We start from the raw sequence: 20,277 nt of genomic DNA, 5'->3' as shown, positions 1-20,277 counted from the left end.
GCGTCTCAAGCGACTTATCTATGACGCGGGAAGAAATGTGCGAGGCTGTCATGGCAGAGAAGCATACCGCCGATCCGGCAGAGATCATGCGGGCGACCGGTCATCCTGAGCTGGAATACGCCGCCGGCTGGACCATCGCCGGTCTCGTCACCATCGGCACCATCGTCGCCGCCTGGGTGTTTGCGATCTAGGCTACCGGAAACTGCAGCTCGAAGGCCGCGCCGGCATCGGTCGGCTTGAGCCTGATCGAGCCGCCATGGCTCGCCATCACCGCGCGCGCAATCGCCAAGCCCATCCCGGTACCACCCTGGTCGCGGCGGGTCGTGAAGAAGGCATCGAAAATCCTGTCGCGGTTCGGCGCCGAGATCGGCTCGCCGTCATTGCTGACCGTCACGAGCAGCGTCGTCCGCTCGTCGACCGCCTCCAGCCTGATCGTCCCGGCCTTGTGCCGCATAGCGTTATCAGCGAGGTGCGACAGCACGATCAGCGCCTTCTCCGAGGACATGCCGATGGTCCGGTCGAGGCTGCCGCTGGCTTCGATCGCGCTTGCCGGAAACCGGCTCCTGAGATCGGCGATGACCGGCGCAAGCTCGGTGCGCTCGTTCTGCGGCAGGCTCTCGGCGCGGGCGAGCTCGCGCAGCCGCTGCGCCATCGCCTCCAGCCGCTGGGTATCGGACAGGATGTTGCCGATGAACGTAGTCTGCTCGGCCGGGGTCAGGCTGCCGGCCTTGCCCTGCACTGAATCCTGCAACAGCTCGGCCGCGCCCTTGATCGAGGTCAGCGGCGATTTCAGCTCGTGGGTGAGGTGGGCCGAGAACGTCGCGATATAGTCGGAGCGCCGCGCCAGCTGCTCGGCCATGCCGAGGAAGCTGTGCGAGAGCTGCGCGAACTCCCGCGTGCCGTAGTGCCGGAGCGGCCGGAAAGCCTCGCGGTCGCCGCGACCGATCCGCGCGGCGCGGTCGATCAGCTCGCGCATCGGCCGCGTGATGGTGCGCGAGAACACGAGGCCGATCGCGATGGTGCCGAGGATGACGGCGAGCCCGGCCAGCACGAACTTGCCGCGCTCCTGATAGAGATGGTCGAAGATATTGCTCGGCGTCCGCGTCGTGTAGATCACCCCCGCAACGCGGTTATTGACGATGACGGGCATCGCCGAGAACACGTGCACGCCGAGGCCGCGGCTGAAGGAATAGATCGGCGGCGGCGGCTTGTCCGGAACGCGGTTGCGCAGGGTCGCGCGGTACTGCCCGTGCAGCGCGTCCGATACTTCCTCGATATGGGCGAGCGACTGCCCGACCTCCTGCCGCCCGGCGATCACCACGCCCTGCGGATCGAGGATGCGAAAGCCCGCCAGCGTCACCTTCTGGGTCTCGCGGATGATCGGCGTCAGCCTTGCGCCGATCTCGACATAGGCGGCCTGCGCGGCTTGCGGCGCCGGCAGCGCATCGGGCCGCCGTCGCAGCAGGTCGTTGGCGGTGAGGTCGAGCGCGGGGCGGATCGGGGTGACCTGGTCGCCCGGATCGGGCAGCACGTTCGGCGGCACCTCGGCGCCGAGCGTGAGGCCGCCGTCGAGCCTTGCCGTGACCTCCTGCGCATAGATCGTCGCCAGCACGCGGCTCTGCGCGATCAGCTCGGCCTGGGTCTGGCGGATCAGCTGGTTGTCGTACAGGCGGAAGAAGAACAGGCCGACCAGCGGCAGCACGCCGACGGTCGCCAGCACCGTGAAGATCACGAGGGTCAGCGACGGCCGCCATTTGTCGGGCGCCGCGCTCATGCTTCCTTCTCGCAGCGGCCGAGCTTGAAGCCGACGCCGTGGATGGTCTCGATCACGTTCTCGCAATTCAGCGCGGCCAGCTTGGCGCGGATGTTGCGGATGTGACTGTCGATGGTGCGGTCGGAGACCTGGATGTTGAGCTGATAGGCCGCCCGCATCAGCTGCTCGCGGTTGAACACCGAGGTCGGCCGGGTCAGGAACGCGCGCAGGATGCCGAACTCGATCGCGGTCAGCTTCAGCGGCGTGCCGGCGAAGGTCGCGACATGCTGTTCGGGATCGATCAAGAGACCGCCTTGCACCAGCGCGGCGGGCCCGGCCTTGGCCTCGCCGTTGCGCGGGCTGAGGCGGCGCAGGATGACATTGACCCGCGCCACCAGCTCGCGCGGGCTGAACGGCTTTGTGACGTAATCGTCGCCGCCGATCTCGAGGCCCAGGATACGGTCGATCTCCTCGTCGCGCGCCGACAGGAACAGGATCGGCACGTCCGAACCCTTGCGGATCTCGCGGCAGACGTCGAGGCCGTCGAACTCGGGCATGCCGATGTCGAGCACGATCAGGTCGGGCTTGTCGGCGGCAAAGCGGAGCAGCGCCTCCTTACCGTCGCGGGCCTCGATCACGTCCATGCCGGCCTTCTTCAGGGCGACGCGGATGACCTCGCGGATGTGGCCTTCGTCGTCGACGATGAGAATGCGATGCGCCAAAAGAGTCTCCGCTCACCCCGCCGGCTGATTGCCGGGCTGGCCCTTGGCCTGTGCGTCCAGCCGGCGCTGCAGCCGCCAGCTCCGAAAGCCCCAGGCACGCCACGCCAGGTCCTGCCTCTGACTTTCTACAAGCCGGTCTCGGCGTCCCGCAAGACAGTAATCGCCGCCGCGAAGCGCGATGATCTTGTCGATCGCAGGCAGTGCCTGCGGGCCCAAGGTGAGGAGGTAGTTGGCATCGATCTTCACGCCCGTGCCCCCTGTCTCGCTGCTGTGGCTCAGATTGTAGTCGGCAATGAATGCATCGAAGTTCACCAGCGCGGAACCATAGAGCACGATCGTTAACGCGATCAGGTTGGCACAGACGAGCCACCGGTTGGACCGGTCGAGCGCGATGCGCGCGACGATCAGGATCAGTCCCAGCGCCACCAGTCCCATCCAGATGAAGGCCGCGATGCGCCAATAGGTCAGCATGTAGACGCCGACATAGAGGTCGAGCCGGAGGATGGACGAGGCAACGAGCAGCACGTTCTGCCCGACCCAGAGATAGACCAGCGGCCGGATCACCCTGGATTTCCCGGCCGGGCCGCCGGGGCGCATCGCGACCAGCACGAAGGCGGCAGCGAGCAGGGCCGTCGCGATCAGCGGATAGGCGCCGCGATGGGCGTACCACGCATAGGTCACATTGTCGGGCAGCGCCACGTGGCCCCAGAGATAGATGCCGTCGAGCACGGACTGCGCCGCGAACAGCAGGTTGAACAGGATCAGCGAGCGCAGGATGGTGGGGGCTCCCAGAAACTCGGCCGAGACCAGGGGCGGGAGCGGCGGCGGCATGGGGCCGTCGGCCGCAGCCGGAATGACGACCTTGCGGCGCCGCCAGCGCACATGGATGAACGGCCAGACCAGCGCCAGCATCAGGATCCAGAACAGCACGCGCGGGATGCTGACATAGTCGAGGATGACTTTCGGATTGAGCAGCGAGACCCACTGCTCGATCACGGGATTGGCGGCGGCAAACAGTGCGACGAACACGGTGCCGAGCGTCACCGGAAATAGCCAGAGCGCGATGCCGCGGGTGAAGGCCGACATGTTGAAGACCTGGAGCGCCTCCGGGAAGAACCTGAAGGGGCCGATCAGGACAAGATTGCGCAACGCGCGGGCGCGGTCGGCGAGCTCGGTCGTTTCCGGATTGGTCGCGAGCAGCAGCGCAATGGTCAGCGACGCCAGGAGGATCAGGAACGACAGGGTGTTGAGCTCCTCGACGGCCGGCACGAGGCCGGCAACGAGAACAGCCGCGCCGATTCCCGCGCGCCGCGGATTGAGCGAGGCTTGGTTGAACAGAACCGATAGGCACGCAACCGAAAGCGCAAAGAGCGTCAGCGACAGCCCGATCCGCTGGCCATAGAACAGCCAGTCCGCGAGCGCGGCCAGGGCCAGCGCGCAGCCGAGCTTGGCCGGGATCGAGGAATGCCCGTCCCGCTGGATGTCCGCTGCGATCGTCGAAGCCAGGCTCGTCATGTCCAGAACACCTTTCGTGATGGGCGACATCACGAACTCTGAACGGCGCTTGTGCAGAAGGCGGGATCATCGTCTGCACGGTTTCAGGAGTCTTTTGCAGATTTCGTGCAGGCGCGCTTTTGCCTCTCGCGTAGCGGAGATCGCCTTGATAGGTGCGAAGCATTCATCGCCATCGCCTGTGGTGCATCATGCCATTCCTTCGCCGTGTCGGTCTCGTCCTGCTCTGGCTCGCCGCGACCCTCTTTGCATTCGCGGCCGCAAACAAGAATGATCCCTATCTGGTCCCACTGCGCGGCGGGGGAAACATCGCCCTTGTCGTCGCAAGCCTCCTGATCGTCATCGTCCTGCTGTGGAGAGGACGCTGGCGCAGCTTGGCGGGCAAGCTGCTCGTCATGCTGTGGTGCCTGCCGCCGCTGCTGATGTCCGCCGCGCATCTGAAGTTCGAGCTGCGCAAGCGTGACGTCCTTGCCGCCAGTGCCGCCGAAGCGCGGCAGCTCGGGCCGCACTTCATGGTCGGTTATTCCTCCTTTGCCGAGGTCGCGCGCCTCGCCGAGCAGGGCCTGATCGGCGGCGTCTATGTCACCCGCCACAACGTCCGCGGCCGGACCATCGAGGCGCTGCGCGCCGAGATCGCGGCGCTCCAGGACAAGCGGCGCGCCGCCGGCCTGCTGCCGCTGGTCGTCGCCGCGGACCAGGAAGGCGGCATCGTCGGGCATCTTGCGCCGCCGCTGACCAAGGTGCCGGCGCTCGCGACGCTCACCGGGCTTGCGCCCGACGAGCAGCAGGCGAGGGCCGAAGAGTTCGGCCGCATCCACGGCCGTGAGCTTGCGGGCCTCGGTGTCAATCTCAACCTCGCGCCGGTGCTCGACCTCAAGCCGCCGCGGCGGCGCAACCGCCTCGATTTCCATACGCTGATCAGCCAGCGCGCGATCGCGACCGATCCCGTCGTCGTCAGCACGATCGCCAGTGCCTATGTCCGAGGGCTCGAGGAGACGGGCGTCGGCGCCACGCTCAAGCATTTTCCCGGCATCGGCCGCGTGCGCACCGACACGCATCATTTCAGCGCCAGTCTCAACACGCCGGTGAAGGAGCTGGAGACAACCGACTGGCTTCCGTTCCGAGAGGTGCTGTCGCATTCGCGCAGCGCCCTCATGGTCGGCCATGTCACGCTCACCGCCGTCGATCCCGATCGCGCCGCGTCGCATTCGAAGCAGGTCGTGCAGGGAATCATTCGGGACAAATGGGGATACCAGGGCATGGTGATGACCGACGACCTCGTGATGGGCGCGATCTACCAGAACGACGTCTGCAAGGCCGTGGTCGAGGCGATCAATGCCGGCGTCGATCTGCTGCTGGTCGCCTATGACGGCGCGCAGTTCTACCGGGTCTTCGCTTGCGCGCTGGAGGGATCGCGGCAGGGCAGGCTCGATGCGGCGATGCTGCATGCGAGCACGGCGCGGCTGGAGCGAGGTTTGCCGAGCGCGCAGGCACGCGCCTCGTCGGGCGCAATCAGCGTTGCCCGTCGCAACTAGCCCTTTGCGAACTGGCGGTAGTCCGGCTCGCGGTGGAACCAGAATTCGTAGCCGCTTACGCTCTTCTGCATCGCGACGTCGTGGATCGGCTGGTTGAGTGGAATGACGGGGACGTCGCGCATGCAGAGCGCGATGAAATCCTTGACCGCCTTGTCGTACTCCGCGCTATCGGCGGTGAAACGCGCCTTGTCGATCAGCGCGTCCATCGCCTTGTTCTGGTAGGAGGAGATGTTGAAGATCGAGTTGTTGCCGTGGAAATTCCAGTAGAAGTAATATTCGGGATAGTCGAGCCAGCCGCTGAAGCGGTTGAGCGCGAGCGGCAGCTCCTTCTTGTTCAGCGTCGTGCGCCAGTTCGCGCCGGGAATCTTTTCGATTCCCGCCTTGATGCCGATCTTGGCGAGGCTCTCCTGGATCAGGATGGCGGTCGGCTCGCCGACGGTGGCCGTGCCTGTGTCCAGCGACAGTGTCGTTTCCAGACCGGATTCGAATCCGGCCTCCTTCATCAGAGCCTTGGCCTTGTCGAGATCGGTGACGTAGGGAAACGGCTGCGGCCAGACCGGTTTTGAGACGTCTGCCGCGCCGCCGTACATCGGAACGGCGCGGCCGAAGAAGGCGCTGCTCTGGATCTGCTCGTAGGGCATCGCCCAGGCGATGGCCTGGCGCAGCTTCACATTGTCGAACGGCGGCTTCGCCGTATTCAGCGCCACGTACCAGAGCGCGTTCGGGATCGGCACGCCCGAGACCTTGACCTTGCCCTCTCTAATGATCTGCTCGAAATCACGCGGCGCAAAGCCGCTGGAGATATCGGCATCGCCCCGCTCCAGCATGGCACGGCGGGTGCCGGCGGAGGGGACGTCGCGCGCGATCACGCGCTTGATCTTCGGCAGCGGTCCGCTCTTCCAGTCATCGAAGCGCGCCAGCACGGTCTCGCTGCCGGGCTTCCAGCTCTCGATCCGGTAAGCGCCGCCGCCCGCCTCGTTGGTCCTGAGCCAGGCCAGCGCCCAGGGATCTTCCGCCGTCGCGTTCTTCTTCGCGAGCTCGGAATTGATGATGAAGGGCACGACCACGGCGACGTTGAACAGCAGCATCTTGTCCTTGCGGACATAGTCGATGCGGAAGGTGTGGTCGTCGACCACCACGAACTGCTCGGGCTTTTCAAGGGATCCCGCCGACATCTGGAAGGTCGGAAAGCCGCCGACCTTCACGGCGCGGTCGAACGACCATTTGACGTCTTTCGCCGTGACCGGCGTGCCGTCGTGGAATTTCGCGTCCTTGCGAAGCCTGAAGGTGCAGGACATGCCGTCGGCGGCGACCTCCCAGCTCTCGGCGAGCTCCGGCGCGAGCTTCTCGCGGTCGTACGAGACCGTCCCATCCGGCAGCGTCCTCGAGGCGTAGGTCAGTAGCCGGTCATAGCAATTCCAGGACAGGCCGTTCACGGTCTGGTTGGAGCCGACGCCCTGCATGTCCAGCGAGTTCGGCCCGAGCTCCTGCACCACGAGCAGCGTCTCGCTGCGTCCCTGCGCCCAGGCGATATGCGGGGCCATGGCCGTTCCGGCGAGGCCTATGCCGCCGAGGACCATTTGGCGGCGGCTCAATTCGAAAGACGATGCGCTCATGGGTGCCTCGCTGCTGAGAGAGTTGCACCATAAAGAGGCAAGGCCCATGCCATCAGCCGCGCTTCACGGCGTCGCATCGTGTGGAGATCTGGCGAACTCCGCGGCGAGATAGTCGACCAGGGCGCGCACCTTGGGCGAGGGGCGTCGTCCGCTCGGATACACGGCGTGCACCTCGAGCGGTGGAAGCTTGTAGCCCTTGAGCAGCGGAACGAGCGTCCCGGCCTTGATCTCGGGGCCGGCCATGATCGGCGATGTGATCGCAATGCCCAATCCCGCCAGCACGCAAGCGAATACACCGGGGCCGGAATCGGTCGAGATGCGACCGCGGATGTCGACGGAGGTTTCGGCCCCGTTGCGGGTAAAGGACCAGCTGGCGAGGCCGGACTGGCCCGGGCCGAAGATGCAATCATGTGAGGCGAGGTCCGCCGGTGTCTTCGGCGCGCCGCGTGCCGCGAGATAGGATGGTGATGCCACCACCAGGCGCGGCACCGACCCCAGACTTCTCGCACCAAATCCGGAATCAGTCAGCGCACCGAGCCGAATGGCGACATCGGTACCCTCGGCAACGAGATCCTGCCGTTCGTCGGCCACGGACAGTTCGACGCGCAGCAAGGGATGCGCGGCGAGGAATTTCGGCAGGCGCGGGATGATGTTTCGGGCCCCGTACATGACGGGCATCGCGATGCGGATGGTGCCCCGCAGGGAATCGATGCCGCGCGCGGCGTCCTCGGCATCCTCGATATCGGCGAGCACTTCGCGCGCGCGGGTCAGGAACAGCGCGCCGGCGTCGGTCACGGTGATGCGGCGCGTGGTCCGCAGCAACAGCTTGACCCCGAGGCGCGCCTCCAACTCGCCGATGATGCGCGACACCGAAGGCTGCGACAGGCCGAGCTCGCGTGCGGCCTTCGAGAAACTGCCGCTCTCCGCCGCCCGGACAAAGACGGCCAATTCCTGCAGACGATCACTCATTTGAAATCCAAATAAATGTTCTCCGGATTGAGCGTATACCCCTTCATTCTCAAATGATCCAGATCAAGCGGGCCAACAGCAACCGATGGAGTTTCGCAATGGCCCTGCAAGACAAGCTCGATGCCTTCAAAGCCGATTTCGAAGGCGGACGTTTCCCGCTCAAGCCGACCAGGGAGGCGCTCGACACCATGCACCGCGCTACCGCCGAGCTGATCGTGAGCGGACAGGCGCAGCGCGCGAAGAAGGCCGGCGACGCGGCGCCGGAATTTTCGCTCAAGGACCCCGATGGCAAGCAGGTGTCGTCGCGTGACCTGCTCGCGAAGGGACCGCTGGTCGTGTCGTTCTATCGCGGCGTCTGGTGTCCGTACTGCAACCTCGAGCTCCAGGCGCTTCAGGACGCGCTACCGGAGATCACCGCACGCGGCGCCAGCCTCATTGCGATCTCACCGCAGACCGCGCCGAACAGCCGCAAGTCCGAGCGCGACAACAAGCTGTCGTTCCCGATCCTCAGCGATGTCAGGAGCGAGGTCGCCGACGCCTTCGGCATCCGCTTCGCGCTGCCTGCCGACCTCGTGGCGCTCTACAAGTCCTTCAAGAACGATCTGCCTGTTTTCAACGACGATCCGTCCTGGGTGCTGCCGATGCCGGCACGCTACGTCATCGGCCGCGACGGCGTCATCGCCTACGCTGAAGTGAACCCCGACTACACGCATCGCCCCGATCCGTCCGAGCTGCTGCCGGTGCTGGACCGGTTGCGGGCGGGCAAGGCGGCCTGATCGCTACGGCGTCACCGCTCCGCGTGCGACCGCGCGCGGGGCGGTCAGCTCCTTCCAGGTCGAATTCGCCACATGCACGGGCGAAAAGGCGGGACGTTCGACGTAGTGGCCGTCGCCCGCCTCGGCGCGCAAATCGCCGTCCTTCCAGACGAGGCGGCCGTGCGACAACGTCGCTGCCGGTCCGCCCGTGCAGGAAAAGCCCTCGAACACATTATAGTCGATCCGGCTCATCTGCCGCTTGGCGCTGATGGTCTTGGTCGCCTTGGGGTCCCACACCACGACGTCGGCATCCGAGCCGACGGCCACCGCGCCCTTGCGCGGATAGATGTTGAGAATGCGGGCAATGTTCGCCGAGGTCACCGCGACGAACTCTTCCTTGGTCAGCCGTCCGGTGGCGACGCCCGCGGTCCAGAGCAGCGCCAGGCGATCTTCGAGCCCGCCGGTGCCGTTCGGTATTTTCCTGAAATCGCCAAGCCCAAACCGCTTCTGCTCGGTCGTGAAGGCGCAATGGTCGGTCGCGACGACCTGCAGCGAGCCGGATTGCAGGCCGGCCCAGAGACTGTCCTGGTGCGACTTGTCACGGAACGGCGGCGACATCACGCGCTGCGCAGAATGATCCCAGTCCTTGTTCTGGTATTCGCTTTCGTCGAGCAGCAGATGCTGGATCAGCGGCTCGCCATAGACGCGCTTTCCCGCGGCGCGCGCCCGCGCGATCGCCTCATGCGCCTCGCGGCAGCTGGCGTGCACGATATAGACCGGCGTGCCGGTCATGTCCGCGATCATGATGGCGCGGTTGGTGGCCTCACCCTCGACCTCCGGCGGCCGTGAATAGGCGTGGCCCTCCGGGCCGGTGACGCCGCGCGCGATCAGCGCCTCCTGCATCAGTGCGACGACGTCGCCGTTCTCGGCATGGACAACAGGCATCGCGCCGAGATGGGCGCAGCGCGCGAACGAGTTGTAGAGCTCGTCGTCGTTCACCATCAGCGCGCCCTTGTAGGCCATGAAATGCTTGAAGGTGTTGATGCCGTAGGTTTTGACCACGGTCTCCATCTCGTCATGGATCTGCTTCGACCACGACGTCACCGCCATGTGGAAGCCGTAGTCGCTCGCCGCCTTCTCGGATTTGTGCCGCCATTCCTGATAGGCCGCGAGCATGGACTGGCCGGGATCGGGCAGGCAGAAATCCACCACCATGGTGGTGCCGCCGGTGAGTGCCGCCTTGGTTCCCGATTCGAAATCGTCGGCGGTGACCGTACCCATGAACGGCATTTCGAGATGGGTATGCGGATCGATCCCGCCGGGGATGACATAGGCGCCGCCGGCATCGACGATCTCGGTGCCCGTGGGCGCGTCGATCGACGGGCCCACCGCCACGATGGTCTCACCGTCGATCAGCACGTCCGCGCGGCGCGAATGATCGTGATTGACGACGGTGCCGCCGCGGATGAGGAGGGGCATGAGAGGCTCCGGGGAGAGGTGAGGGACGGCCGAAGGCTAAGCGCACGCCTTGCGATGCGACAGGCGAAATTTTAGTCAGCTGCCGCCGATCGTTTTCACGCCGCGCGCGGCCAGCCCGTCGATCATCGCGCGGACGAGGCCTGCGATCTCCTTGCGCAGTGCCGGCAGCGGCACGGCGACCAGCCTCTGCTCCAGCCCCAGCGCCACCATGCCGTGCACGGCGGCGAACAGGCTGCGTGCGGTGATACCGAGCTGCTCCTGGCTGCGCCCGGGCAACAGCTGCGCCAGCGGATGATGGATGTGGCGGAACAGCTGCAGCTGGTCGTTGACCGACCAATCGGGAAGGACCTTGTCGGCCGCCATGCGGTGCTCGAACAGCGCGCGCCAGAGCTCGAGGTTCTCGGCGGCGAAATCGCAATAGGCAATGGCGATGCGGACCAGCGTCTCCTGCGGCGACGAGGCGCCCGCGCTTTCCGCAGCGCTGAGTGCCGCGTCGAGGCGATGCAGCGTGCGCGAACCGACCCGCAACACGAGTTCGTCTACGTCGGCGACGAGGTTGTAGACCGCGCCATTGGCGCAGCCGATCTCGCTGGCCAGATCGCGGGTTTTCAGGCCCGCCAAGCCCCGCGCCGCGATCATTCGCTCGGCCGCCTGGATCAGGTCCGTCCGAAGTTTCTTTCGGCGTTCCAAGGCCTTAGTCATTCAGATCCAAATATTTGAGCGGCGTTCAAAAATATATTGAACGATGTTCAAGTTTCCTGCTACAAAGCATTTGTGAGCAACGCTCATAAAACAGGGAGCTGCAGATGTTCAAGACCGTCGTGACACTTTTCCGCGGCAGCGTGGCCGCCGCAGGCGAGGAACTGGAGGACCGTACGGCCCTGCTGATCCTCGATCAGCAGATGCGCGATGCCGCCGCGGCGGTGGAGCGCAGCAAACGGACGCTGGCGCTGGCGATCGCGCAGGACCAGCAGGAGGGCCGCAAGCTCGAGACCACGTGTGCCCGCATCGCCGACCTCGAGACGCGCGCGGTGGCCGCGCTCGATGGCGGCCGCGAGGATCTCGCCAAGGAAGCCGCCGACGCCATCGCGGGCCTCGAAGCCGATCGCGATGCGGCGATGACGGCGCGCGCGCTGTTCTCGACCGAGATCGCCAGGCTGAAGCGCCATGTCGCGACGGCGCAAGCCCGCATCACCGAGCTCGATCGCGGCCGGCGTCTCGCGCGCGCCTCGGAAGCCGTGCGCTCGCTCCGCCGCAGCGGCATCGAGGCGGCGCGCCCCTACGAATCCACGCTGCCGGAAGCCGAGAACACCTTGAAGCGTCTGCGCGAGCGCCAGATGGAAGCCCAGGCTGCCGACGACGCGTTGGTCGAGCTCGATGCGGCGACCGGACCGCTGGCCACCGCCGAGAGGCTGGCCGAGCAGGGCTTCGGCCCCCGGCTCAAGACCACCGCGGACGACGTGCTGGCGCGGCTGCAGTCCAGGCGCACGCAGACGGCCTGATCTCAGTTCCATCCTCATTCGAACCAACAGGAGACGATTATGAACCAGAACGGCCAGCCCCATAGCAGCGCCTGGGTCACCTTCACCTATGTGTCCTTCGCAGCCTCCGCCTTCCTCGTCGCCATCGGCGTGTTCTTCCTGCCGATCGATATGTGGATGAAGGGCTATCTCACCATGGGCATCGTCATGATGATCCAGACCTGCATCACCCTCACCAAGACCGTGCGCGACAATCACGAGAGCAGCCGGCTGGTGAACCGCATCGAGGACGCCAAGGCCGAGCGGCTGCTGATGGAGGTTTCCAAGGCGGCGTGAGGCGAGAACGCTCGCCTGAGTGACGGCTTGCAACATTGACGCGGTGGGTGCGGGAGCATCCACCGCGTTCGCGCGCATATCGCGCCTGCGAAATGCAACCGAGCCATGACGGATCGGGCGGCCGTGCGGCCTTGCCTAGCGGCGGCGGCCGGAGCACTCTGCGCAGGCGGCGCGAAGAACGTCGCCAATAAAGACGCGCTTACAAGATCTCGGCGAGGAAGCTCCATGGCGGCGACGCGGATCGACTGCGACATCCATCCGGCGGTTGGTGGCACGCGCACGACGCTGCTTCCCTATCTCAGCGATCATTGGAAGGAGCAGGTGGTGAGCCGCGCCATCGACGGGCTCGATCTCACCTCCTATCCGCCGAGCATGCCGCTCACCGGCCGCGCCGACTGGCGGCCGGCCAATGGCGCCAGGCCCGGCTCCGATCTCGCCATGGTGCAGAAGGGCGCGTTCGACCAGCTGGGGGCGAGCCACGCCATCCTCAACGTGCTCTACGGCGCGCAAGCCGTGTTCGACGCCTATATGGCGGCGGATTTTTGCAAGGCCATCAACGATTGGATCGCCGCCGAGTGGCTGTCGCGCGATCCGCGCCTGCGCGCCTCCATCGTCGTGCCGATGCAGGCGCCGGATCTCGCGATCGAGGAGATCGAACGCCGCGCCGGCGATCACCGCTTCGTCTCCATCCTGGTTCTGGCGCAGGGCGAGACGCTGCTGGGACGGCGGCATTTCTGGCCGGTCTACCAGCTCGCGGAAAAGTACAAGCTGCCGCTCGCGATCCATGCCGGCACGCAATACCGGCAGGCGCCGAGCTCGGCCGGCTGGCCGTCGCACCGCTACGAATATTACTTCGTCGAGGCGCAGGCGTTTCAGGCGCAGATCCTGAGCCTGATCTATGAGGGCGTGTTCGGCAAGTTCCCGAACCTCAAGGTCGTGCTGATGGAGAGCGGCGTGAGCTGGCTGCCGGCCTTCATGTGGCGCGCCAACAAGACCTGGCGCGGCGTGCGCGTCGAGGTGCCCTGGGTCGAGCGCGAGCCGGCCGCGATCATCCGCGACAATTTCCGCGTCACCATGCAGCCGTTCGATGCCCCCAGCGATGCCAAGATCGTCGAGGAGATCATCGACCAGATCGGCTCGGAAAAGATGTTCCTGTTCGCGTCCGACTATCCGCATTGGCAATTCGACGGCAACGATCCGATCCCGCCGAACCTGCCGAAGAGCATCATCGACAAGATGTGCGTCGACAATCCGCTGGAGACGTTTCCGCGGTTGTCGCTGAACTGATCATTGGAGGTTCGCATGAGCGAGGTCATCGACCGTCCGTTGAGTGGCGACGAGAAACCCGCCGCATCAAGGCTGCGCATCGTCGATTGCGACGTGCATCCGAGCCTGAGATCGACCGACGATCTCAACGAGTTCCTGCCGAAACGCTGGCAGCAGCATTTGAAGGAATATGGCAGCCATCTGCGCACGCCCTATCTGTTCACCACGCCTTATCCGCGCTCCTCGCCGCTGATCGCGCGGCGTGACGCGTGGCCACCCACCGGCGGCGTGCCCGGCTCCGATCTCGCCTTCATGCAGAAGCAGCATCTCGATCCGCTCGACGTCGAGTTCGGGATTTTGCAGGTGCTCGACCTCTTCATTTTCTCGCAGCAAAATTTGGAATTCGGTGCGGCGATCCAGCGCGCCATCAACGACTGGCAATTGGCGTTCTGGTCGCATAGGGATCCGCGCCTGAAGGCCTCGATCCTGGTCGGGCAGGACGGCGTGGACCTGGCGATTGCCGAGATCGAGCGCTGCGCGAAAATCGGCGAATACATCCAGATCAACGTCTCGCCGCGCGCCAACGAGCCGCTCGGCCGGCGCCGCTACTGGCCCATCTACGAGCGCGCGCAGGCGCTCGACCTGCCGCTCGGCATTCATGTCGGCGGCTATGGCGGCCACGCGCCGACCGGCGGCGGCTGGCCATCTTATTATGTCGAGGAGCATCAGTCCAACGCGCACACGATCGCGGCGCAGCTTGCGAGCCTCGTCATCGAAGGCGTGCCGGAGCGTTTCCCGAAGCTTAAGATCGTCTTCATCGAGGGCGGCTTCGGCTGGATCCCGTCGGCGGTGTGGCGCATGGACCAGCACTTTGAACGTTTCCGCAGCGAAGTGCCGCATCTGAAACGCAAGCCATCGGAATATGTGCGTGAAAGCTTCTGGTTCACGACGCAGCCAATCGACGAGCCCGACGAGGCGCGGCATCTGCGCGCGCTGATCGAATGGGTCGGGATCGACCGTCTGTTGTTCTCGTCGGACTATCCGCACTGGGATTTCGACGATCCGCGCTTCGCCTTCAAGACGCCGCTGACCGAGGCCGAGCGGAAGAAGATCTTCAGCGCCAATGCCCGCGCGGTCTACAAGTTCTGAGTCCCGCATGGCCCGTCACATCGTCGCGCGCACGACCGAGATCCCGTCCGGCGGCAACAAGGTTGTCGCAGTCGCCGGCCGCGACATCGTCGTGTTCCACGTCAACGGCGAGTTCTTCGCGCTCTTGAACCGCTGCCCGCATGAAGGTGCGCCGCTGGAGAAAGCCGCCTGCGTGGCGCGGCTGACCTCGCCCGAGCCGGGCGTCTACCAGCGCTCGCGCGTCGGCGAGATGCTGCGCTGTCCCTGGCACGGCTGGGAATTCGACATGCGCAACGGCCAGTCCTGGTTCGATCCGAACCGCGTCAAGATCCGGTCCTATCCGGTCGCGGTGGAGCGGGGCGAGGAATTGCAGAAGGGGCCGTATGTTGCGGAGACGTTTCCGGTGCATGTCGAAGACAGCTATGTGATCGTCGAGGTGTAAAGTCACACACACGGTGTCATTCCGGGGCATTCGCGTGAGCGAATGAACTATGGTGCGCAATTGCGCACCTGAGAATCTCGAGATTCCGGGTCTGGTCCTTCGGACCATCCCGGAATGACATCTCATTAAGCTCCGCCCCTTATCTCACATTGAGATTCCAACCGAGGTGCGATATGGCTCTCGCGCTTTCAGAGGCGGAGACGAGCTTTGTCGAAACAATCCCTGCGTGAAGAGGCCGAGCGCCTGATCCGCGAATCCATGGAAAAGAAGACCGTCGTCGTGAAGCAGGGCACCACCCGCATCGAGGCGGTCTGTGGCAAGTGCGGCGCGCCGAACCGGGTGCAGGCGGAAAAAGGCCAGACCCGCGTCAAGTTCGTCTGCAAGAATTGCGGGCACAAGCAAGAGACGCTGTAGCTTTCTTACCCTCTCCCCTTGCGGGAGAGGGTGGCTTCGCGAGAGCGAAGCCGGGTGAGGGGTTCTCTCCTCACGGACAATTGCGCGAGTTGAGAGAACCCCTCGTCCGGCGCTTCGCGCCACCTTCTCCCGCAAGGGGAGAAGGAAGACAGTCACTCCCTCTCGACAAACCTCTTGAATGCCTCCGCATAGTCCGGATGCCAGCGCGACAATGGCGGGCGGTTCTCGACGATGTCCCCCGCTGCCCACAGCATGCGCTTCTCGTCGAGGGCGCGCGGCACGTCATTGTCCGGGCACAGGATGTAGAAATCGCCGGCCTCCAGCCGCGCCAGCATGAAATCCACGGTCTGTTCCGGCGTCCAGGCGCCGGCCGGTTTTTCGGTGCGGCCCTTCGCGGTGAGGCCGGTGAAGACGAAGCCGGGGATCAGGAGGTGCGCGGTGACGTGACAACCCGTCGTGTTGCGCAGCTCGTGCTGGAGCGCCTCGGTGAACGCCTTCACGCCGGCCTTGGAGACATTGTAGGCGGGATCGCCGGGTGGGGTGGTGATGCCCTGCTTGGAGCCGGTGTTGATGATGAGGCCGGCCTTGCCGCGCGCGATCATGCTCGGCGCGAAGATGCGGGTGCCGTTGATGATGCCCCACATGTTGACGCCGATAATGCGCTGCCAATGATCGGGCTCGCCGAACAGCGTGCTGCCGGGCTGGATGCCGGCATTGTTCATGAGGACGTCGGTGCCGCCGAAATGCGCGCCCACGGCGCGTTCGAGTTCCCTCACGCTCTCGGCGCGGCTGACATCGGCGGCGAACGTCATCACATGTGTGGCAGGCGCGACGGATGACAGTTTTGTTGCGGCTTCCGTCAGTCGTGCTTCGTCGACATCGGCGATGCACACCTTCATGCCCGCACGCGCGAAGGCCATGGCGGCCGCAAATCCGATGCCGGACGCGCCGCCTGTGATCACGGCAACATTGTCTTTCACGATGGCGGGATGCGGCATGGGTGATCTCCGGGAGAGGCTCAATCCCATATAACATGGCACTCGCGCGACCCTGCACAAGTCGGCATGGGAGGTCTTCGTTCCGCGCCGCCTTTACGCCCCTCCGGCACCGCTGTATTCTTCCAGGCCTAACGGTCCCACCGAGATCGAACCCAAACAACGACCTGACAGGGAGTGCAGCCATGGCTGTGTCGCAGGCTATTCCAATCACGCGCCACCCGTTCGCCAACGGGTCCTACAAGCAGATGCTGATCGACGGGAAGTGGGTGGACGCCGCCTCCGGCAAGCGCTTCGAGAGCCGCAATCCCGCAACCGGCGAGCTGCTGGCAACCGTCGCCGAGGGCGACAAGGAAGACATCGACCGTGCGGTCGCCGCCGCCCGCCGCGCCTTCGAAGGTCCCTGGAGCAAGGTCAAGCCGTTCGAGCGGCAGAACCTGCTGCTCAGGCTCGCCGACCTCGTCGAGAAGAATTTCGACGATTTGTCGCAGCTCGACACCCTCGACATGGGTGCGCCGCTCAGCCGCACCCGCGCCTATCGCCTGCGCGCCGTCGGCATGCTGCGCTATTACGCCGGCCAGACCACTGCGATCCATGGCGAGACCATCGAGAACTCGCTGCCCGGCGAGATCTTCTCCTACACGCTGAAGGAGCCGATCGGCGTCGTCGGCGCCATCATCCCCTGGAACGGGCCGCTGACCGCGACGATCTGGAAGATAGGCCCTGCGATCGCGACCGGCTGCACCGTGGTGCTCAAGCCCGCAGAGGAGGCGCCGCTGACCTCGCTCCGCATCGCCGAGCTGGCGATGGAGGCCGGCATTCCGCCCGGCGTCGTCAACGTCGTGCCCGGCTATGGCGAGACCGCGGGTGCCGCGCTCGCCTCGCATCATGATGTCGACAAGGTCGCCTTCACCGGCTCGCATGTGACGGGCCAGTCGATCATCCGGGCCTCGGCCGGCAACCTCAAGCGCGTCTCGCTCGAGCTTGGCGGCAAGTCGCCGGACATCGTGTTCGCGGATGCCGATCTCGATGCGGCCGTGCCGGGCGCCGCGATGGCGGTGTTCGCCAACTCCGGCCAGATCTGCAGCGCCGGCACGCGTCTGTTCGTGGAGCAGGCGATCTACGAGGAGTTCGTCGGCCGCGTCGCCGAGTTCGGCAAGAAGCTGCAGGTCGGCAACGGCCTCGATCCCAACGTGCAGATCGGCCCGCTGGTCTCCGAGCAGCAGCTCGAGCGCGTCACCGGCTATCTCGACATCGGCCAGAAGGAGGGGGCGCGGGCGCTTGCCGGCGGCGGCCGCGTCACCGAAGGCGCATTGTCGAAGGGCTTCTTCGTGTCGCCCACCGTGTTCGCGGGCGTGCAGGACAATATGCGCATCGCGCAGGAGGAGATCTTCGGTCCCGTCATCTCCGCGATCGCGTTCAAGGACATGGACGAGCTGGTCAAGCGCGCCAACAACACCACCTTCGGCCTCGGTTCGGGCCTGTGGACACGCGACGTCACCAAGGCGCATGCGGTGGCCAAGCGCCTGCGTGCCGGTTCGGTCTGGGTGAACTGCTATCAGGCGATGGACCCGGCCGTGCCGTTCGGCGGCTACAAGATGAGCGGCTACGGCCGCGAATCCGGCAAGCAGCATGTCGAGGAATATCTCAACGTGAAGGCCGTCTGGATCAAGACGGCGTAGGCCTGCTCTCTCCCGCGTTCCGCGGCAGGGAATATCTGCTTTTATGGGGGCGGCGCCTTTCCCGGCGGCCGCCCCTCGCTATATGATCCGCATCCTTTCGTAGACATCCGGGGACTCCATGAAATTCGAGGCGTTGTTCAAACCGTTGCAGGTCGGTCCGTACAAGCTCGCGCATCGCGTCGCGATGGCGCCGCTGACGCGCATGCGCGCCGAGCGCGAGAGCTTTTCGCCCCGGCCGCTCAACGCCGAATATTACGGCCAGCGCGCGACGAAGGGCGGCCTGCTGATCGCCGAAGCCTCGCCGGTGCTCTCGCACGGCCGCGGCAACCCGGCGACGCCCGGCATCTATTCGGAGGCGCAGATCGCCGGCTGGCGCAAGGTGGTCGATGCCGTGCACGCCAAGGGCGGCATCATCTTCCTTCAGCTCTGGCATGTCGGTCGCGTCTCGCATTCCTCCTTCCATGGCGGTGCGCTGCCGGTGTCGGCGTCGGCCATTCCGATCAAGGCCGAAGGCATGAAGGCGATGACCGCCGACGGCAAGATCTCGGACTATGAGACGCCGCGTGCGCTCGAGACCGAGGAGGTCAAGGGCATCGTCGAGGCCTTCCGGCAGGGTGCCAAGAACGCGCTCGCCGCCGGCTTCGACGGCGTCGAGATCCACGGCGCCAACGGCTATCTGCTCGAGCAGTTCCTGCAATCGCGCAGCAACCAGCGCACCGATCAGTATGGCGGAGGAATCGAGAACCGCGCGCGGTTGCTGCTCGAGGTCACGCAGGCGGCGATCGACGTCTGGGGCGCAAACCGCGTCGCCGTGCGGCTGTCGCCCCACGGCATCGCCAATGATTCCGGCGAGCCCGATCCGATGCCGCTCTACACCCACGTGGTGAAGGCGCTCGACAAGCTCGGCCTTGCCTATCTGCACTTCATCGAGCCGCGCTCCAGCGGCGCCGGCCGTGCCGATGTTCACTGGGAGAACGTGCCCTCGGCGATGGTGCTGTTCCGCCCGCACTACAGCGGCGTGCTGATGACCGCCGGCGGTTTTACGGGCGAGACCGCGAATGCAGCGATCGCGGACGGGCATGCCGACATCATCGCGTTCGGCCGCATCTTCATCTCCAACCCCGACCTGCCCCGTCGCCTGGAGCAGGATTACCCGATCACCCCGTACAACCGCGCGACCTTCTACGGCGGCGAGGAGAAGGGGTACACGGATTACCCGGAGCATGTGAGCTGACGTCGGCGTAACTCGGCTTCGTAGCCCGGATGGTGCGCAGCGAAATCCGGGTTTCGTGCCCAGCGTCGAGACTCCCGGATTCCGCTTCGCTCCATCCGGGCTACGGAGTTATCGTGTGGCTCCGACCGCACCACCAACTCCGTCATTGCGAACGCAGCGACTTGTCCGCCGAAGCCTTGGCGAAGGCGGAAGCAATCCGGGATCCTCCGCGGAGACAGCCTGGATTGCTTCGTCGCTGACGCTCCTCGCAATGACGACGGAGAGAGACAATGGCCAAAGCCGCAGCCGCCGCAGGTATCGCCACCGGCCAGTGCCTCTGCGGCAAGGTCACCTTCGAGATCGACGTTCCCGCACGCTGGGCCTGGCACGATCATTCCGCCGCCAGCCGGCGCGCTCACGGCGCGGCTTACGCCACCTATATCGGAAGCTGGAAGAAGCGCTTTCGCATCACTTCCGGCAAAGCCGCGCTCACCCGCTTTGAGGACAAGGCGACCAAGACCACACGCAGCTTCTGCTCGCAATGCGGCACGCCGATCGCCTACGAGCGCCCGCGCGGGCCGCACATGGTCAACATTCCGCGTGCCTTGTTTAGAGAGCGCACCGGCCGCCAGCCGCTCTATCACATCGCCATCGAGGAGCTGCAGGAATGGGCCTATACCGGCGAGCCCCTGGTGCCGCTGAAGGGCTTTCCCGGCGTGGTCTGGCAGCGCTCGAAAAAGAAGAAGCGCGCGGGCGGGGAGGATCCGTTCGAGCTGGGGCGCGAGGAGATGTAGCGCGATCCGCGCACTCCACTCTCGTGCCCCGGACGCAGCGCAGCGCGAAGTGCCGCACCGCTGAGCCGGGGCCTATGCTGCGGCGTGGCTGGCTGCAAATATGGGTCCCGGCTCTGCGTCGCAACGTTGCACGTTGCGCCGCGTCCGGGACACGAGAGCACGGTTCGCGGCGTCCACGCAACGCA

Annotated in this window: 20 protein-coding genes; 12 read left to right on the top strand and 8 right to left on the bottom strand. The window is 65.5% G+C overall.

All coding sequences use genetic code 11. The annotated features are described in order from the left end of the window. Positions 1-50 precede the first annotated feature (50 nt). A complete protein-coding gene (locus tag JQ617_RS30780; protein WP_007597071.1) occupies positions 51-191 on the top strand; it encodes a hypothetical protein in 141 nt (46 codons plus the stop codon). Here JQ617_RS30780 and JQ617_RS30775 read toward each other — a convergent pair. Genes JQ617_RS30775 through JQ617_RS30765 form a run of 3 tightly spaced genes read right to left on the bottom strand, consistent with a single transcriptional unit; the run spans position 188 to position 3,990 of the window. Next, positions 188-1,774 (bottom strand): ATP-binding protein, encoded by a 1,587-nt coding sequence (locus JQ617_RS30775; RefSeq protein WP_212029597.1) that lies wholly within the window; start codon positions 1,772-1,774, stop codon positions 188-190. The genes JQ617_RS30780 and JQ617_RS30775 overlap by 4 nt on opposite strands. Beyond that, positions 1,771-2,475: a response regulator transcription factor gene (locus JQ617_RS30770; RefSeq protein ID WP_212029596.1), complete on the bottom strand. Its 705-nt coding sequence runs from the start codon at positions 2,473-2,475 to the stop codon at positions 1,771-1,773. The genes JQ617_RS30775 and JQ617_RS30770 overlap by 4 nt, the downstream gene beginning before the upstream one ends. 12 nt (positions 2,476-2,487) lie before the next feature. After that, positions 2,488-3,990 (bottom strand): DUF4153 domain-containing protein, encoded by a 1,503-nt coding sequence (locus JQ617_RS30765; RefSeq protein ID WP_212029595.1) that lies wholly within the window; start codon positions 3,988-3,990, stop codon positions 2,488-2,490. A 188-nt stretch (positions 3,991-4,178) separates the two neighbouring features. Here JQ617_RS30765 and JQ617_RS30760 point away from each other — a divergent pair, with 188 nt between their 5' ends. Continuing rightward, entirely contained in the window at positions 4,179-5,522 is a 1,344-nt protein-coding gene (locus tag JQ617_RS30760; protein ID WP_212029594.1) for a glycoside hydrolase family 3 N-terminal domain-containing protein, read from the top strand. Here JQ617_RS30760 and JQ617_RS30755 read toward each other — a convergent pair. After that, positions 5,519-7,138: an ABC transporter substrate-binding protein gene (locus JQ617_RS30755; protein ID WP_212029593.1), complete on the bottom strand. Its 1,620-nt coding sequence runs from the start codon at positions 7,136-7,138 to the stop codon at positions 5,519-5,521. The two genes, JQ617_RS30760 and JQ617_RS30755, sit on opposite strands and share 4 nt — an antisense overlap. Before the next feature lie 63 nt (positions 7,139-7,201). After that, on the bottom strand, positions 7,202-8,107 hold the full coding sequence (locus tag JQ617_RS30750) for a LysR family transcriptional regulator (RefSeq protein ID WP_212029592.1): 906 nt from the start codon (positions 8,105-8,107) through the stop codon (positions 7,202-7,204). Between the two features lie 98 nt (positions 8,108-8,205). Here JQ617_RS30750 and JQ617_RS30745 point away from each other — a divergent pair, with 98 nt between their 5' ends. Further along, entirely contained in the window at positions 8,206-8,883 is a 678-nt protein-coding gene (locus JQ617_RS30745) for a peroxiredoxin-like family protein (RefSeq protein ID WP_212029591.1), read from the top strand. 3 nt (positions 8,884-8,886) lie between these two features. Here the strand turns inward: JQ617_RS30745 and hydA are convergent, their stop codons facing one another. Together hydA and JQ617_RS30735 are read right to left on the bottom strand one after the other, a co-directional pair. Further along, on the bottom strand, positions 8,887-10,341 hold the full coding sequence (gene hydA / locus JQ617_RS30740) for a dihydropyrimidinase (protein ID WP_212029590.1): 1,455 nt from the start codon (positions 10,339-10,341) through the stop codon (positions 8,887-8,889). 75 nt (positions 10,342-10,416) lie between these two features. Then, positions 10,417-11,043, bottom strand: a complete 627-nt coding sequence (locus JQ617_RS30735; RefSeq protein WP_212029589.1) for a TetR/AcrR family transcriptional regulator — start codon at positions 11,041-11,043, stop codon at positions 10,417-10,419. 104 nt (positions 11,044-11,147) lie between these two features. Between JQ617_RS30735 and JQ617_RS30730 the strand changes: the two genes are divergently transcribed. From JQ617_RS30730 to JQ617_RS30705, 6 genes are all read left to right on the top strand, one after another. After that, a complete protein-coding gene (locus JQ617_RS30730; protein ID WP_212029588.1) occupies positions 11,148-11,843 on the top strand; it encodes a PspA/IM30 family protein in 696 nt (231 codons plus the stop codon). A 39-nt stretch (positions 11,844-11,882) separates the two neighbouring features. Continuing rightward, positions 11,883-12,158: a YiaA/YiaB family inner membrane protein gene (locus JQ617_RS30725; protein ID WP_212029587.1), complete on the top strand. Its 276-nt coding sequence runs from the start codon at positions 11,883-11,885 to the stop codon at positions 12,156-12,158. Positions 12,159-12,383: 225 nt separating this feature from the next. After that, entirely contained in the window at positions 12,384-13,445 is a 1,062-nt protein-coding gene (locus JQ617_RS30720) for an amidohydrolase family protein (protein ID WP_212029586.1), read from the top strand. Between the two features lie 15 nt (positions 13,446-13,460). Then, positions 13,461-14,573 (top strand): amidohydrolase family protein, encoded by a 1,113-nt coding sequence (locus JQ617_RS30715; RefSeq protein WP_212029585.1) that lies wholly within the window; start codon positions 13,461-13,463, stop codon positions 14,571-14,573. Between the two features lie 7 nt (positions 14,574-14,580). Continuing rightward, positions 14,581-14,994 (top strand): Rieske (2Fe-2S) protein, encoded by a 414-nt coding sequence (locus JQ617_RS30710; RefSeq protein WP_212029584.1) that lies wholly within the window; start codon positions 14,581-14,583, stop codon positions 14,992-14,994. A gap of 207 nt (positions 14,995-15,201) precedes the next feature. Continuing rightward, positions 15,202-15,408 carry a hypothetical protein gene (locus tag JQ617_RS30705; RefSeq protein WP_145656381.1) on the top strand — a complete coding sequence of 69 codons (207 nt, stop codon included), beginning with the start codon at positions 15,202-15,204 and terminating at the stop codon, positions 15,406-15,408. Positions 15,409-15,560: 152 nt separating this feature from the next. Here JQ617_RS30705 and JQ617_RS30700 read toward each other — a convergent pair whose 3' ends face one another. Further along, entirely contained in the window at positions 15,561-16,406 is an 846-nt protein-coding gene (locus tag JQ617_RS30700; protein WP_212029583.1) for an SDR family NAD(P)-dependent oxidoreductase, read from the bottom strand. Between the two features lie 182 nt (positions 16,407-16,588). On the opposite strand from JQ617_RS30700, the gene JQ617_RS30695 reads away from it, so the two are divergent. The 3 genes from JQ617_RS30695 to JQ617_RS30685 all read left to right on the top strand — a co-directional run bounded on the left by JQ617_RS30695 (position 16,589) and on the right by JQ617_RS30685 (position 20,092). Next, a complete protein-coding gene (locus JQ617_RS30695; RefSeq protein WP_212029582.1) occupies positions 16,589-18,085 on the top strand; it encodes an aldehyde dehydrogenase family protein in 1,497 nt (498 codons plus the stop codon). Between the two features lie 118 nt (positions 18,086-18,203). After that, positions 18,204-19,319 (top strand): alkene reductase, encoded by a 1,116-nt coding sequence (locus JQ617_RS30690; protein ID WP_212029581.1) that lies wholly within the window; start codon positions 18,204-18,206, stop codon positions 19,317-19,319. Positions 19,320-19,588: 269 nt separating this feature from the next. After that, on the top strand, positions 19,589-20,092 hold the full coding sequence (locus JQ617_RS30685; protein ID WP_212029580.1) for a GFA family protein: 504 nt from the start codon (positions 19,589-19,591) through the stop codon (positions 20,090-20,092). Positions 20,093-20,277: the final 185 nt, after the last annotated feature.

The organism is Bradyrhizobium sp. KB893862 SZCCT0404 (genome assembly GCF_018130885.1).
Lineage (GTDB): Bacteria > Pseudomonadota > Alphaproteobacteria > Rhizobiales > Xanthobacteraceae > Bradyrhizobium > Bradyrhizobium stylosanthis.
This window is presented reverse-complemented; position numbering and strand designations above follow the sequence as displayed.